The sequence below is a fragment of the Streptococcus tangpeifui genome (genome assembly GCF_011038795.1).
Taxonomy (GTDB): domain Bacteria; phylum Bacillota; class Bacilli; order Lactobacillales; family Streptococcaceae; genus Streptococcus; species Streptococcus tangpeifui.
On sequence record NZ_JAAKDU010000003.1, the window covers coordinates 20,739 to 35,044 of the forward strand.

The 14,306-nt window shown below is 43.8% G+C and carries 14 protein-coding genes and 1 pseudogene; 14 read left to right on the forward strand and 1 reads right to left on the reverse strand.

The genetic code is table 11. From position 1 onward, the window contains the following. Position 1 precedes the first annotated feature (1 nt). Positions 2-343, forward strand: coding sequence for a YlbF/YmcA family competence regulator (locus G7Y32_RS03360; RefSeq protein WP_004225626.1), 342 nt, complete (start codon positions 2-4; stop codon positions 341-343). A 69-nt stretch (positions 344-412) separates the two neighbouring features. Here the strand turns inward: G7Y32_RS03360 and G7Y32_RS03365 are convergent, their stop codons facing one another. After that, positions 413-1,495 (reverse strand): DEAD/DEAH box helicase, encoded by a 1,083-nt coding sequence (locus tag G7Y32_RS03365; RefSeq protein ID WP_165210620.1) that lies wholly within the window; start codon positions 1,493-1,495, stop codon positions 413-415. A 138-nt stretch (positions 1,496-1,633) separates the two neighbouring features. On the opposite strand from G7Y32_RS03365, the gene udk reads away from it, so the two are divergent. The 13 genes and pseudogenes from udk to dnaX all read left to right on the forward strand — a co-directional run bounded on the left by udk (position 1,634) and on the right by dnaX (position 14,253). After that, positions 1,634-2,260: a uridine kinase gene (gene udk, locus G7Y32_RS03370; RefSeq protein ID WP_165210623.1), complete on the forward strand. Its 627-nt coding sequence runs from the start codon at positions 1,634-1,636 to the stop codon at positions 2,258-2,260. 22 nt (positions 2,261-2,282) lie between these two features. Beyond that, positions 2,283-3,047 carry a hypothetical protein gene (locus G7Y32_RS10360; protein WP_241154195.1) on the forward strand — a complete coding sequence of 255 codons (765 nt, stop codon included), beginning with the start codon at positions 2,283-2,285 and terminating at the stop codon, positions 3,045-3,047. A gap of 962 nt (positions 3,048-4,009) precedes the next feature. Then, entirely contained in the window at positions 4,010-5,563 is a 1,554-nt protein-coding gene (locus G7Y32_RS03385) for a 2-isopropylmalate synthase (protein WP_165210626.1), read from the forward strand. A 49-nt stretch (positions 5,564-5,612) separates the two neighbouring features. Further along, positions 5,613-6,650 carry a 3-isopropylmalate dehydrogenase gene (gene leuB, locus G7Y32_RS03390; protein WP_165210629.1) on the forward strand — a complete coding sequence of 346 codons (1,038 nt, stop codon included), beginning with the start codon at positions 5,613-5,615 and terminating at the stop codon, positions 6,648-6,650. 2 nt (positions 6,651-6,652) lie between these two features. Continuing rightward, positions 6,653-6,943 carry a DUF1294 domain-containing protein gene (locus G7Y32_RS03395; RefSeq protein WP_165210632.1) on the forward strand — a complete coding sequence of 97 codons (291 nt, stop codon included), beginning with the start codon at positions 6,653-6,655 and terminating at the stop codon, positions 6,941-6,943. After that, positions 6,921-8,309 carry a 3-isopropylmalate dehydratase large subunit gene (gene leuC / locus G7Y32_RS03400; RefSeq protein WP_165210635.1) on the forward strand — a complete coding sequence of 463 codons (1,389 nt, stop codon included), beginning with the start codon at positions 6,921-6,923 and terminating at the stop codon, positions 8,307-8,309. Before G7Y32_RS03395 ends, leuC begins: the two co-directional genes overlap by 23 nt. Before the next feature lie 10 nt (positions 8,310-8,319). After that, a complete protein-coding gene (leuD, locus tag G7Y32_RS03405; RefSeq protein ID WP_165210638.1) occupies positions 8,320-8,910 on the forward strand; it encodes a 3-isopropylmalate dehydratase small subunit in 591 nt (196 codons plus the stop codon). Positions 8,911-9,009: 99 nt separating this feature from the next. Beyond that, positions 9,010-9,795, forward strand: a complete 786-nt coding sequence (locus G7Y32_RS03410) for an L-threonylcarbamoyladenylate synthase (RefSeq protein ID WP_165210641.1) — start codon at positions 9,010-9,012, stop codon at positions 9,793-9,795. 68 nt (positions 9,796-9,863) lie between these two features. Next, entirely contained in the window at positions 9,864-10,667 is an 804-nt protein-coding gene (locus G7Y32_RS03415) for an alpha/beta fold hydrolase (RefSeq protein ID WP_165210644.1), read from the forward strand. A gap of 26 nt (positions 10,668-10,693) precedes the next feature. After that, a pseudogene (locus G7Y32_RS10535) lies at positions 10,694-10,883 on the forward strand (class I SAM-dependent methyltransferase); the annotation flags it as partial. A 329-nt stretch (positions 10,884-11,212) separates the two neighbouring features. Next, positions 11,213-11,887, forward strand: coding sequence for an MIP/aquaporin family protein (locus G7Y32_RS03420; RefSeq protein ID WP_165210647.1), 675 nt, complete (start codon positions 11,213-11,215; stop codon positions 11,885-11,887). Positions 11,888-12,067: 180 nt separating this feature from the next. Continuing rightward, complete coding sequence (locus tag G7Y32_RS03425) at positions 12,068-12,565, forward strand: GAF domain-containing protein (protein WP_165210650.1); 498 nt, start codon at positions 12,068-12,070, stop codon at positions 12,563-12,565. After that, positions 12,565-14,253, forward strand: coding sequence for a DNA polymerase III subunit gamma/tau (gene dnaX / locus G7Y32_RS03430; protein WP_165210653.1), 1,689 nt, complete (start codon positions 12,565-12,567; stop codon positions 14,251-14,253). The genes G7Y32_RS03425 and dnaX overlap by 1 nt, the downstream gene beginning before the upstream one ends. Positions 14,254-14,306: the final 53 nt, after the last annotated feature.

Genomic DNA, 14,306 nt, shown 5'->3' on the forward strand with positions numbered 1-14,306 from the left:
AATGACAACTAATATTTATGATTTAGCAAATGAATTGGAGCGTGGCATCCGCGCCTTGCCAGAATACCATACCTTGGCTGAGCAAAAGGCTAAGATTGATGGGGATGAGGAAGCTAAGCAACTGTTCACTGAATTCACCAGCTTCCAAGAAGGCATCTATAACGCCATGCAATCAGGTCAAATGCCCAGTCAAGATGATCAAAAGAAGATGCAGGAGATGGGGCAAAAAATTGAGGCCAATCCGATCCTCAAGGCCTACATTGAAGCCCAGCAAGCCCTGTCCGTCTATCTCAACGATATTGAGAAGATCGTTTTCAAGCCTTTGGCTGATTTAAATAAGTGATGAATGAAGGTCGAAGGCCTCACAGTAGTACAAGAAAAGCCACTCTGCTAGGAGTGGTTTTTCATATCTCTATTTCTCATAAAATGCTTGATTCTTGAGCTCAATTTCTCGAACATGAGCGAATTTTTTGAGCTTTTTCAAATCTTCAGGATGGCTGACCAAGGTGACAACAGCACCATCCTTGCCCATTCGGCCGGTTCGGCCGGTTCGATGCGTATAGGCTTCCTTATCACGAGGGAGTTCGTAATTGACGACCGTTTCCAGATTTTCAATATCAATTCCTCTGGCAACAAGATCAGTCGCCAGTAACAGGGCTAATTCATGATTTTTAAATTTTTCTAGAATAACTTTACGGAATTTGACATTAACGTCACTAGCTAGGGAAACAGCAGAAGCACCACTGTATTGCAGGCGTTCCTCAGCGGCTCCTAAGTCGGAGAGACTGTTAAAGAAAACAAGTCCGCGAAACTCAGGAATATTTGAGAGCTTGCGTAGTAGTTCTAGCCTATGGCGTTTGTCCACTTGAAGATAGTAGTGGCTGATATTGTCCAGTTTTTGGTTGCTCAGGTTGATCTCTAGTGTCTCCTCAGCTAGCTGGTTGCGGTCGATCTTAGCTGTGGCACTCATATAAATCAGTTGATGGTCTCGTGGAACGTGGTGGCAGATCTTGCTGACAAACTGGTACTGAGAATCACTCAACAGTTCATCAAATTCATCCAAGACGATGGTATCGACATTCATCATCTTGACTTTTTTAAGTTTGACTAGCTCTAAGACACGACCGGGAGTTCCGATTAAAATCTGAGGCCCTTTTTTCAAGCGTTCAATCTGCCGTTTTTGGCTGGAACCTGAAAGCAGAACTTGGGCCGTATAACCAAGTGGTTCTGCCCAATCTTTGGTGACATCAAAAATTTGACCGGCTAATTCAGTGTTGGGGGCTAGGATTAAAATTTGTTGGGCTTTTTTGCTGGTCAATTTACTCAGGAGTGGTAGAAGGTAAGCCAGTGTTTTTCCGGTTCCGGTTGGACTGATTCCTAAAACAGTCTGGCCAGAGAGGATTGGCCCGAAGGCTTGTTCTTGGATTGGTGTCAGCTCCTGAATGCCAGCCGATTTTAATTGTTCTGCTAAAAGTGATGGTAATTGAATAGACATAGTGGATTCCTTAATTCTAGTTCGGGACTTTGTAAACAGAGTCTAATGGTCTTCTGTCCCTTTAATAGTGACTTTAATTATATCATCTTTTAGGGTATAATAGGGGATGATTTTAGATTAGATATGAGTAAGGTTCTTATGCAGAAAAAAACGATTATTATTGGCGTGACAGGCGGTTCTGGCGGTGGTAAAACCAGTGTATCTCGGGAAATTCTCAATCATTTTCCTAATTCAAAGATTGCAATGATTGAACATGATTCCTACTATAAGGATCAATCCCACCTGACCCTTGAGGAGCGAATATCAACCAATTACGATCACCCTCTGGCTTTCGATACGGATCTCATGATTGAGCATATCAAGGAGCTGCAAGCTGGCCGGCCCGTTGATATCCCCATCTATGATTATACCCAGCATACCAGAAGCAATGAAACTTATCGGCAGGAGCCTCAGGATGTCTTTATTGTTGAAGGTATTTTGGTGCTGGAAGATGAGCGTCTGAGAGACTTGATGGATATCAAACTTTTTGTCGATACCGATGATGATATTAGGATTATTCGACGGATCAAAAGGGATATGCTGGAGCGAGGCCGCAGTCTAGATAGTATTATCGAGCAATACACCAGCGTGGTTAAACCCATGTATCATCAGTTTATCGAGCCAACCAAACGCTATGCCGACATCGTTATCCCAGAAGGAGTTTCCAATACCGTAGCTATTGATCTCATCAATACTAAGATCGCCTCAATTTTAGGTGAGAAATAGGTTTGTAATTGGAGAAAGTATCATGAAGAAAATATTGCTGAGTATGAGTCTCAGTTTGGCTGTGATCAGTTTGACAGCCTGTGTTCCTTTTTCATTTAATGAATTTCAACATAAGGAGAGCCCTGCGTCATCATCTAGCAGTGATCAAGAAATTGAGGTTATTAACGAAAGTGACTTTAAGAAATTGGCTCAGGTAGAAGAAAAGGCTGTTCAAGATAATGAGCCCGCCGATCCTAAGCAAAAGTCCCATCAGCTGGCCTCAGCCCCAAATGGATTTTCAAGGACCGATGGTTCAGGTAAGGCGTTAATTGATTGGCGGTATTATGATATTCCTAATACTTGGATTCTTGATTCTTCTAGAACTAAGGATGGTCAACGTGATGTCACTTATGAAGCCAGTTCTGGGGATCCTCAGATCTATGCCCTGCTCTATACCCTGAATGCCTACGATAAGTCTCCATTTGATGGTGGAAAGCATTATGCCGATAGCGATTTAGATACTATTCTCGAGCAGGATCAGCAGAAATTTAACTATAAGACGACAGTGACTATCAGGGATAAAACCTGGCATGTTGGCTTGACCAACAGTAAGAAGGATAAGTTTGCCCAACTCACATTTTATTATATGGAAAATACAGGCAGTTTTTCGGATTCGATTCTGGTTGGCTCGCTTGTTTTTCCCTTAAATTCTGATGCTAGTGATTTTGATGAGAAGCTAAACACTAATATCGGTTATCTCAAAAATATACTGGAGCAGGTTACGCATAAGGTTGAGGCCCAACAGTAACTAGAAAAGGCTGGGAAAAAGTATTCCAGCCTTCTTTTTTGTAGTAATAACGGCTTGACGCAGTGACTGGGAGTAAGACTTGTTGACTATACCAAGAAGTCTTACCCCTGCACAGTTCATTAGTGCTTTAGCCTCACTGAACCACTGCTGATTGGTAGTCCTAACCCCTTGCTCTTCAATTGTTTGCACAACTGTGCGGAGGTGGGTTAAAAAGCTCTGGTAGAGCTTTTTAATCGGGAAATAAAGCTTGCAAGGCAAGTGTCAAAATGCTCCAGTGGACTTTGGCAGTCTGGGGATAGACTGCCAAAGCCTGCCACCTAAAAATAAGAAAGTGGCAGAGACCTGAGTCTTAAAATAAGAGAGCGAGGAAAATCAAAATCGTGATTTTATCACGATTTACTGATTTTTTATACGTAATCTTCAGAGATTACAATGCTTTGTAGATGAGGGCTAAGCTATCATGGCTGTTTGTCCCACTCTCACTTTCTTTCTAATGGCTAAGTGAGAGAATTTTCTATCTCAAATTATGCGATTTTTCAGAAAATTTCTAAAAAAGCCTTGACATTGATTTGCAAATACGTTAGGATAATAAACAAGAAAACATCGAAAGGAAAAAGTCAAATGATGACACGTTCTATGACAGTCTTGTTGTTGAGGTGTGAGGGCTAATGCAAAAGCATTAGTCCTGTTTGGCTTACCAAGCGGGATTTACAAAACATCTCGCTTGGCGGGATGTTTTTTTAATGGAAATGCAAAGGCCTGTTGTATGCAGTAAAATTTCCCCAGAAAAATAGAAGACTGACACTGTGTCTATTACATGACACGAGGAAGTTTATTTTTCCCTAAGAAGTTAGTGTCATTCTTAGTTCTCTGGCTAAATTTGTCACTAAGGTTTTGACATAGCCTTAAGGCCAGTATTTACCCACTTTTAATCAATCATTACCCAGAAGAAAGAGGTCATTATGCGTAAAGTAGAATTTCTTGATACCAGTCTTCGTGATGGGGAACAAACCCCTGGTGTTAATTTCTCTGTCAAAGAAAAGGTTGCCATCGCTAAGCAGTTAGAAAAATGGGGTATTTCTGCTATTGAGGCAGGTTTCCCAGCTGCCAGTCCCGACTCTTTTGAAGCAGTTAAGCAGATTGCTGCAGCTATGACTAAGACAGCTGTTACGGGTCTGGCTCGTTCAGTCAAATCTGACATTGATGCTTGCTATCAGGCCCTCAAGGATGCCAAGTATCCCCAATGTCATGTCTTTATAGCCACTAGTCCTATCCATCGGGAATTTAAGCTAAAAAAATCCAAAGAAGAAATTTTGGACGTCATCAAAGAACATGTTTCCTATGCCCGCCAGTATTTCGATGTCGTTGAATTTTCTCCTGAGGATGCTACTCGGACCGAGCTTGATTATCTTCTGGAAGTGGTTCAGACGGCTGTTGATGCAGGAGCAACCTACATCAATATTCCAGATACGGTTGGTTTTACGACGCCAAGTGAATTCGGCCATATCTTTAAATACTTGATTGAAAATGTCAAATCTGATCGCAATATTATTTTCAGTCCCCACTGTCATGATGATCTGGGAATGGCAACAGCCAATACTCTGGCTGCCATTAAAAATGGTGCCGGCCGTATTGAGGGAACCGTTAACGGTATCGGTGAGCGGGCTGGTAATGTTGCCTTGGAAGAAGTGGCGGTAGCCCTCAAAATTCGTGAAGATTATTTCAAGGTTACTAGTGATATCGTTCTCAACGAAACCACCAATACTTCAGCTATAGTTTCACGGTTCTCAGGTATTCCAGTTCCTAAGAATAAGGCTGTAGTCGGTGGCAATGCCTTCTCGCATGAATCGGGTATTCACCAAGATGGTGTTCTCAAAAACCCACTCACCTATGAAATCATTACTCCCGAGCTGGTTGGCGTCAAGCAAAATTCTCTGCCACTGGGCAAACTCTCCGGTCGTCATGCCTTTGTTGAGAAACTTAAGGAATTGAATTTGGACTTTGCTGAGGCCGAAATAAAAGACCTCTTTGCTAAGTTCAAAAAGTTGGCTGACAAGAAACACGATATCAGAGATGCTGATATCATCGCCTTGGTCGAAGGGGTTGATATTGAAAATCCAGAAGGTTTCCACTTTGCCGATTTGAAATTGATCTCTAATCAAGACGAAACCGTTACAGCAGTAGTTTCTATGGCTAATAAGGATGCTGAGGCTGTAGATACAGTGGCTAATGGTAAGGGATCTGTTGAAGCGGCCTTCAATGCCATTGATAAATTCTTCAATCAAACTGTTCGCCTACTCAGTTATAGTATTGATGCAATTACCGATGGTATTGATGCCCAAGCCCGAGTAGCTGTATCTGTTGAGAACGTTGATACAGGGACTATTTTCAATGCTACAGGTGTCGATTTTGATGTTATGAAGGCCAGTGCTATTGCCTATATTAATGCTAACGTTCTGGTGCAAAAAGAAAATGATGGCCAAATTGGTCGCAGAGTATCAGAAAAAGACTTCTAAGCAGACCGATTAATAGTCCTTGAATAAAACATTTAAAAAGGAAAGCGTAATGACCAAAAAAATTGTAACCTTAGCAGGGGACGGAATTGGCCCCGAGATTATGACGGCGGGCTTGGAAGTACTGGAAGCTGTCGCCAAAAAGATCAATTTTGACTATGAGTTGGATGCTCAGCCTTTTGGCGGTGCAGGTATTGACCAGGCCGGTCACCCCCTACCAGAAGCAACTCTAGCAGCAGCACGTTCAGCTGATGCTATTCTCTTGGCAGCTATCGGCAGTCCCCAATACGATAGAGCCCCAGTTAGACCTGAGCAGGGCCTCTTAGCTCTGCGTAAGGAACTCAACCTTTTTGCCAATATTCGTCCGGTAAAAATTTTCGAAGCGCTCAAGCATCTGTCTCCTCTGAAACCCGAACGAATTGACGGTGTTGATTTTGTCGTGGTAAGGGAATTGACCGGCGGAATCTATTTCGGTCAGCATGACCTTAAAGAAGCAGCAGCGCGTGACATCAATGATTATTCAGCTGAAGAAATTCGACGCATTGTCCGCAAGGCCTTTACCATTGCTCAGGGCCGAGGCAAAAAGGTGACCAGTATTGATAAACAAAATGTCCTAGCGACTTCCAAACTCTGGCGCAAAGTTGTGGAACAAGTGGCTCAGGAATTTCCTGATGTGACATTGGAACACCAATTAGTCGATAGTGCTGCTATGCTGATGATTACCGACCCGGCCCGTTTCGATGTCGTCGTGACAGAAAATCTTTTTGGGGATATCCTGTCAGATGAATCATCGGTGTTACCTGGCACCCTTGGGGTCATGCCCTCGGCCAGCCATTCACAAGACGGTCCCAGTCTTTATGAACCCATCCATGGCTCGGCTCCAGATATTGCTGGTCAAGGAATTGCTAATCCTGTTAGCATGATTCTCTCGGTTGCTATGATGCTGCGAGATTCCTTTGACGAGCAGGCAGGAGCAAGCATGATTGAGCAGGCTGTCGATACGACCCTTAAGCAGGGTGTCTTAACCCGTGACTTAGGCGGTCAGGCGACAACAGCTCAGATGACAGCAGCGATTATAGCTAATCTTTAAAGATGAGGCTAATTTTAAGTTTAGGGCTTATCCTTTGGAATCTGATCGCCTTTGTTGTCTATGGTCTGGATAAAAGACGAGCCATCAAGGGAGCTTGGCGCATATCTGAAAAGTCTTTGATTTTGCTGAGTTTGGCTGGAGCAGGTTTGGGATCTGCGCTAGCCAGTCATCTTTTTCATCATAAAACTCGCAAGTGGTATTTTAGATTTTCTTGGGCTCTAGGCCTGCTAATCGACTTGCTCTTAATCTATTGTTTATGGAGATTTAAAAATGAGTGGACAATCAATTTTTGATAAGGTCTGGGACCGCCATGTCATAACTGGTACGGAAGGCGACCCCCAGCTGATGTATGTGGATCAGCACTACATTCACGAAGTAACCAGTCCTCAAGCCTTCGATGGCTTGAGAGAAGCAGAACGTAAAGTTCGTAGGCCTGACTTGACTTTTGGAACCTTTGACCATAATGTACCAACCGTTAATATCTACGATATTCGAGATGTTATTTCCAAGGCTCAGATGGATGCCCTAGCTCGCAATCTTAAGGAATTTGACATTCCCCACGCGGCCCACGGCTCTGCTAACCAAGGTATCGTCCACATGGTCGGTCCAGAAACTGGTAGAACCCAGCCCGGTAAATTTATTGTCTGTGGGGATAGTCACACAGCTACTCATGGCGCTTTCGGAGCTATCGGATTTGGTATTGGAACGACGGAAGTTGAACACGTCTTTGCCACCCAAACTATTTGGCAGGTCAAACCCAAGAAGCTTTTGGTTAAATTTGTCGGGCAGCCACAAAAAGGTGTCTATGCCAAGGATTATGTCCTAGCCCTGATTGCCCAGTATGGCGTATCCGTCGGAGTCGGCTATGTGGTTGAATATACAGGAGAAGCTGTTCAAGCCCTCTCCATGGAAGAACGGATGACAATCTGCAATATGTCTATTGAGTTTGGCTCCAAAATAGGTATCATGAATCCAGACCAGACCACTTTTGACTATATCAAAGGGCGAGAACAGGCTCCTAAGGGAGAAAAATTTGACCAAGCTGTTGCCGATTGGAAGACGCTGGTCTCGGATCCAGATGCCCACTATGATAAGATCATTGAGCTTGATGTTTCTGAGCTAGCTCCTATGGTCACTTGGGGAACCAATCCTTCTATGGGCGTGGCTTTTGACCAGCCCTTCCCAGACATTCGTGATATGAACGATGAACGGGCCTATAACTACATGGATACTAGACCCGGCCAAAAAGTTGAGGACTTAGACATTGGTTACGTCTTCCTTGGTTCCTGTACCAATGCCAGACTGAGTGATCTTAAATTAGCAGCTAAATTTGTAGAAGGTAAGCATATTGCCCCAAACCTGACGGCTATTGTAGTACCTGGCTCCAGACCAGTCAAGACAGCTGCGGAAAAGCTAGGTTTGGATAAAATCTTTACCGATGCTGGATTTGAATGGCGGGATCCTGGTTGTTCTATGTGTCTGGGGATGAATCCAGACAAGGTTCCTGCCGGTGTTCACTGTGCCTCAACCAGCAACCGTAACTTTGAAGATCGTCAGGGCGTCGGAGCCAGAACTCACCTCTGCAGTCCAGCTATGGCAGCCGCAGCAGCAATTGCCGGTCACTTTGTCGATGTCCGCCAATTACCGGAAGCCCAGTAGGAGGAGTAAAATGGAAAAATTTACCGTTTATACAGGGACTACCGTGCCTCTGATGAATGACAATATCGACACCGACCAGATTCTACCCAAACAGTTCCTCAAACTGATAGATAAGAAGGGCTTTGGCAAATACCTGATGTATGAGTGGCGCTATGTTGATGACAATTACACTGAAAATCCTGATTTTATCTTCAATACAGTTCCCTATCGCAAGGCAACTATCTTAATTACAGGGGATAATTTCGGAGCAGGTTCCTCAAGGGAACACGCAGCCTGGGCCTTGGCCGACTACGGTTTCAAGGTAATCATCGCTGGCTCTTTCGGTGATATCCACTATAATAATGACCTCAACAATGGTATTCTGCCCATTGTCCAACCCTTAGAAGTTCGTCAGAAGTTGGCTCAGTTAGCGCCGACAGACCAGATCACCGTTGATCTTCCTGAACAAAAGATTCTATCACCAGTAGGGGAGTTTAGCTTCGAAATTGATGGCGATTGGAAACACAAGCTCCTCAATGGTCTCGATGATATTGGTATTACACTTCAATATGAAGATTTAATCGCTGAGTACGAAAAAAATCGCCCAAGCTATTGGCAGTAGTAATGCTTGATTGGTTTTTGAAAATTCTGAAAAAACCTTGAAAATACCAACTTTTCATGATAAAATAAGCGAAATAATTGATTAAAAATGGAGAAAAATATGACAAAACACATTCAATGGGACGGAAATCTTTCACAAGAAGGACTTGAGATTGTAAAAGGTGAAGGCGGCTGTATCGTCTGCCCAACCAAGGTCGGCTACATCATTATGACTAGCGACAAGGCTGGTTTGGAACGCAAGTTCGCTGCCAAGAACCGTAACCGCAACAAGCCAGGTGTGGTACTCTGCGGGAGCATGGATGAGCTTCGTGCTCTGGCTCAGTTAACCCCAGAAATTGAAAGCTTCTACCAAAAGCATTGGGATCAAGATATCCTGCTGGGCTGTATCCTCCCTTGGAAGGAAGAGGCCTATACTAAGCTCCAAGCTTTTGGGGATGGCCGTGAAGAGCTGATGACCGATAGTCGCAAGACATCTTGCTTTGTTATCAAGTTTGGTGTAGCTGGTGAACAGATTGCCAAGGAAATGTGGGAAAAAGAAGGTAAGATGGTCTATGCATCCTCTGCCAACCCATCTGGTAAAGGTAACCGTGGTAAGGTTGAAGGCATTGGCCAACGCATCGAAGAAGCCGTTGACTTGGTTATCGAAGCAGACGACTATGTTGCTTCTATCCAACCCGATAAGAATGTTGAAACCCGCTATGAACAAGGTGTGATGGTTTCTATGGTTGATAAGGACGGTAAACTCATTCCTGAACAAGGCAAAGGTAGCCGCTCTATTGATAACTGTCCGGTCGTTATTCGCAAGGGCCTAGATATTGACAAAATTATGATGAACCTGTCAGATACCTTCAACTCTTGGAATTACCGCCAAGGTGAATACTATTAAGAAGAATCGAATCACTCATCAGAGTGATTTTTTGCTATCATAACTACTGTTATTCTAGGAGAACTGCAATGTATAAAGCTAAAAACGCTTCATTCAAGAGAGATAATTTAGAGGTTGACTACCTTACTTTTGGCTTGGGCAAGCAGCCGCTAATTTTGATTTCAGGATTGAGCCTGTCACGCTTGCGTGGGAAGGCTTGGCAGATGTCTGTTATGTACCGGCTCTTTGCCAAAGATTATAAAGTTTATATGTTTGACCGCAGAAATCATATCCCGACAGGTTATCGAGTATCAGATATGGCAGATGATTTAGCCTTGGTGATGACAGCGTTAGGTCTTAAAAGTGCGCATGTTGTTGGAATATCACAGGGCGGTATGATTGCCCAAAGTTTAGCCATTAACTATCCAGAATTGGTTAGCCGCTTAGTGCTGGGAGTAACCCTGTCGCAGCAAAATGCTCGTGTTCAGTCAACTATTGGCGGCTGGATCGCCTTAGCCCAAAAACATAATTGGGAAGATTTAATCAAGGACATGTTTGCCAAAATGTATTCGGACACCTATGTGCGCAAACACAGATGGCTGATTGCACTCTTGGCTAAATGCTTAAAACCAAAGGAAATTGAGCGTTTTCTGATTTTGGCTGAAGCCTGTCTGACCTTTGATGTCTACGAAGATCTCCCGACCATCAACTGTCCGACACTTGTCATTGGCGGTGCGAAAGATTTGGTAGTATCTGGCCAAGCAAGTCTAGAGCTGGCAGATAAGCTGGGCTGTTCTGTCTACCTTTATGAAAATTTGGGACACTCAGCCTATAGTGAAGCTAAAGATTTTAATCAGAGGGTCTTTGATTTTTTGCAAAAGAAAAGTGGTTAAATGAAATCAACGTGAAAAACCTCGACCAGATACATTTCACTATTTTGGATCCTGAGAAGATCGATTTTCTAGCTGCGAGTATTGACTTGGTTTGTGGTTTTCACATATATTTTTGCTGGGATGATTTGAGCGCGCAGCTTAAGTGAAATTTACCGCTTACTGAAAGAGAAGGGACAGTTATTACTGGCTTGTGAGCAGAACAAATTGAATTATTTCCCGGTTTAGTTGAAAAGTGCTGAAAACTGTTAAGTTTTATCACCCTTTTGGCTTTCAATAGTTAGCTTCCCATCGGAGGGCTATGAATAGCTTATTTTTGCGAAAAAATATGGCTCTTTGTCGACTGTAGTGGGTGACTTATAATGAACAACGAGAGAGGACCACTGTGGTCTTTTTCATTTGTGAAAGAATTCCAGATTTTCTGAAAATAATCAAGTCAAATACATTACAAAAATATTGCATTTTTAAGTCGTATCATTTGATTGCTCAAAGAAGCCAAGCTATAATAAATTCTGTGCTAAAAATAAATAATTTTTTGGGAGGGAAAAATGAAAAAATTTTTCGCAGAATTAATCGGAACTTTTATCCTCGTTTTTGTTGGAACGGGGACTGTCGCCTTTGGTAATGGTATGGAGGGAATCGGCCATGTTGGTATCGCTCTGGCTTTCGGTTTGTCAATCGTAGCAGCAGCCTACTCAGTTGGTACGGTATCAGGTGCCCACCTCAACCCAGCGGTTTCTATCGCTATGTTTATCAATAAGCGTCTTAGCGCTAAAGACCTAGCAAACTACATCGTGGCTCAAGTTATTGGTGCCTTCTTAGCGTCAGTATTCCTTGACTTCTTGGTAAGCAATTCGGGACTGTCAGTTGATAAGGTTGGTCTTGGGCAAAATGCTTTGGCTGACGGTGTCACTGCTCTGGGCGGTTTCCTCTTTGAAGCTGTTGCTAGCTTTATCTTTATCTTGGTCATTGTGACTGTGACATCGGAAAGTAAAGGCAACGGAAAAATAGCTGGTATTGTTATCGGCTTGACCTTGGCTTTGATGATCCTTGTGGGACTAAATATCACAGGTCTTTCTGTTAACCCAGCACGTAGCTTGGCACCAGCACTCTTTATCGGAGGTTCTGCTCTCAAGCAAGTTTGGATTTTTATTTTGGCTCCAATCGTAGGCGGTGTTTTGGCTGCTATCGTTGGTGATAAATTACTGGGAACCGAAGACTAAGTCCATTTAATAACAATTCGAGACTAGATCTGAACTTTATGGTCTGGTCTTTTTTCTTAATTTTCCCAGCTTTTTAGAGTCCGCTCGCATTAAGGAAGAAGATAAAAAGTAAATGTTGAAATTGATTTAGCCTTAACGCATCAACTCGCTTAGATAGGTAATTTTTGCTATAATAGCCTTATGACAAATGTAGAGAAAAAATCCACTTATGAATTGTTATTAGCCCAATTAGAAGCTCTTTTGGAAGGGGAGACTAACGTCCTTGCCAATCTGGCTAATGCTTCGGCCTTGATTAAAGAAGCTCTGCCCAATTCGGTATTTGCAGGTTTTTATCTGTTTGATGGACAAGAGCTTATTCTCGGTCCTTTTCAAGGGAAAGTTTCCTGTGTTCATATTGCCCTTGGTAAGGGTGTCTGCGGTGAGTCTGCCCAGAAAAATCAGACTTTGATTGTTGACGATGTGACCCAGCACGCCAATTATATTTCCTGTGATTCGGCAGCAATGTCAGAAATTGTCGTCCCTATCTATCAAGACGGCCAGCTGCTGGGGGTCCTAGATTTGGATTCGAGTCTAGTTGGTGATTATGATGAGACTGACCGAGTTTATCTCGAAAGATTTGTGGCTATTCTGCTTGAGAAAACAGACTGGGATTTTGCCATGTTTGGAGTTAAGGACTAATGTATCAAGCTCTTTATCGAAAATACAGAAGCCAAACTTTTGAGGAATTAGTCGGCCAAGAAGTAGTAGCGACCACTCTCAGGCAGGCCGTGGCTTCTGGTAAAATCAGTCATGCCTATCTCTTCTCGGGACCGCGGGGGACTGGGAAGACCAGTGTGGCTAAAATCTTTGCTAAGGCCATGAACTGTCCCCATCAGGTGGACGGTGAGCCCTGCAATCAGTGTGATATCTGCCATGATATTACCGAAGGCAGTCTAGAAGACGTGATCGAAATTGATGCTGCTTCTAACAATGGAGTAGATGAGATTCGCGAAATCCGTGACAAATCAACCTATGCTCCCAGTCGAGCCACCTACAAGGTCTATATCATTGACGAAGTCCACATGCTTTCAACCGGGGCCTTCAATGCCTTGCTTAAGACCTTGGAGGAACCGACGGAGAATGTCGTTTTTATCCTAGCAACGACCGAATTGCACAAGATTCCGGCTACCATCCTCTCGCGGGTACAGCGTTTTGAATTCAAAGCTATCAAGCAAGCGGCTATTCGCCAGCACATGGCTGAAATTCTGGACAAGGAAGGCATCGCTTATGAGGATGAGGCTCTCAACCTGATTGCCCGTCAGGCCGAAGGCGGGATGCGAGATGCCCTGTCCATCTTAGATCAAGCCCTCAGCCTGTCAGCTGACAATCAAATCACAGCAGCCATTGCCGAAGAAATCACTGGTTCAGTCGGTCAGGCTGCTTTGGACGATTATTTGGCCCATCTTATCCAGAAGGACAGTCTAGCGGCTTTGACCGATCTCAATACGATCTTTGATAGTGGTAAGAGTATGAGCCGGTTTGCGACTGATCTCTTGGATTATCTACGGGATATTCTCATGGTGCAGGCTGGCGGTCAGGCCAGTCGGACGAGTCAGGCCTTCCAGGACAATTTGAGCTTGGAGCAAGGACGGCTCTTTGCTATGATTGATAGGATTACTCAGGCTATGCCTGAGCTCAAAAACGGCACTCAGCCAAAAATCTATGCTGAGATGATGACCATTCAACTGGCTGAATCTAAACAAGAGGATAGTCCAGCCCAATCAGATGATTCAGGTGATTGGCGAAGGGAAATCCAAGAACTTAGGCAAGAGGTCAGCAAGCTCAAAGCCCAGCTGGAAGCAGGCAACTTCGCCACCCCAGCTTCAGTTACCAAACCTAAGGCTTCCACTAACTTCAAATTCAAGGTTGATAAGGCTAAGATTTTGACTATCATGGAAGAAACAGTGGCTGACAGTGAGAAGTCCCGTCAGTATCTGGATGCCCTCAAAAGCTCTTGGAATGAAATTCTAGATTCCATCGGGCCTCAGGATAGAGCCTTGCTTTTGGGGTCTGAACCTGTCTTAGCTAATAGTGAAAATGCCATTCTGGCCTTTCAGGCAGCCTTCAATGCTGAGCAGGCCATGAAGCGCACCGATCTCAATACCATGTTTGGCAATATCATGAGTCAGGCAGCCGGCTTCTCACCGCAAATTATGGCAGTGCCTAAAGCGGACTTTGAGAAAATCCGAACAGAATTTGCTCAAAAAATGCGTGATCAAAAAGGAGCTGCCGCTTCAGCCGAACCAGCAACAGAGGACGAGTCGGACAGCCTGATTCCAGATGGTTTTGAATTTCTTTCCGACAGACTAAAAGTAGAAGAAGACTAGAGGGAATTATGTGATTGATATTTTGCAGCATTCAATCAGGTCAATCCAATGAC

Excerpts from the sequence above, each read along its gene's own strand:
- G7Y32_RS03395 (WP_165210632.1), top strand. The coding sequence starts at position 6,653 with ATGAGGCTAATTTTAAGTTTAGGGCTTATCCTTTGGAATCTGATCGCC.
- leuB (WP_165210629.1), top strand. The coding sequence starts at position 5,613 with ATGACCAAAAAAATTGTAACCTTAGCAGGGGACGGAATTGGCCCCGAG.
- G7Y32_RS03415 (WP_165210644.1), top strand. The coding sequence starts at position 9,864 with ATGTATAAAGCTAAAAACGCTTCATTCAAGAGAGATAATTTAGAGGTT.
- dnaX (WP_165210653.1), top strand. The coding sequence starts at position 12,565 with ATGTATCAAGCTCTTTATCGAAAATACAGAAGCCAAACTTTTGAGGAA.
- udk (WP_165210623.1), top strand. The coding sequence starts at position 1,634 with ATGCAGAAAAAAACGATTATTATTGGCGTGACAGGCGGTTCTGGCGGT.
- leuD (WP_165210638.1), top strand. The coding sequence starts at position 8,320 with ATGGAAAAATTTACCGTTTATACAGGGACTACCGTGCCTCTGATGAAT.
- G7Y32_RS03410 (WP_165210641.1), top strand. The coding sequence starts at position 9,010 with ATGACAAAACACATTCAATGGGACGGAAATCTTTCACAAGAAGGACTT.
- G7Y32_RS03420 (WP_165210647.1), top strand. The coding sequence starts at position 11,213 with ATGAAAAAATTTTTCGCAGAATTAATCGGAACTTTTATCCTCGTTTTT.
- G7Y32_RS10360 (WP_241154195.1), top strand. The coding sequence starts at position 2,283 with ATGAAGAAAATATTGCTGAGTATGAGTCTCAGTTTGGCTGTGATCAGT.
- G7Y32_RS03425 (WP_165210650.1), top strand. The coding sequence starts at position 12,068 with ATGACAAATGTAGAGAAAAAATCCACTTATGAATTGTTATTAGCCCAA.
- G7Y32_RS03365 (WP_165210620.1), bottom strand. The coding sequence starts at position 1,495 with ATGTCTATTCAATTACCATCACTTTTAGCAGAACAATTAAAATCGGCT.
- G7Y32_RS03360 (WP_004225626.1), top strand. The coding sequence starts at position 2 with ATGACAACTAATATTTATGATTTAGCAAATGAATTGGAGCGTGGCATC.
- G7Y32_RS03385 (WP_165210626.1), top strand. The coding sequence starts at position 4,010 with ATGCGTAAAGTAGAATTTCTTGATACCAGTCTTCGTGATGGGGAACAA.
- leuC (WP_165210635.1), top strand. The coding sequence starts at position 6,921 with ATGAGTGGACAATCAATTTTTGATAAGGTCTGGGACCGCCATGTCATA.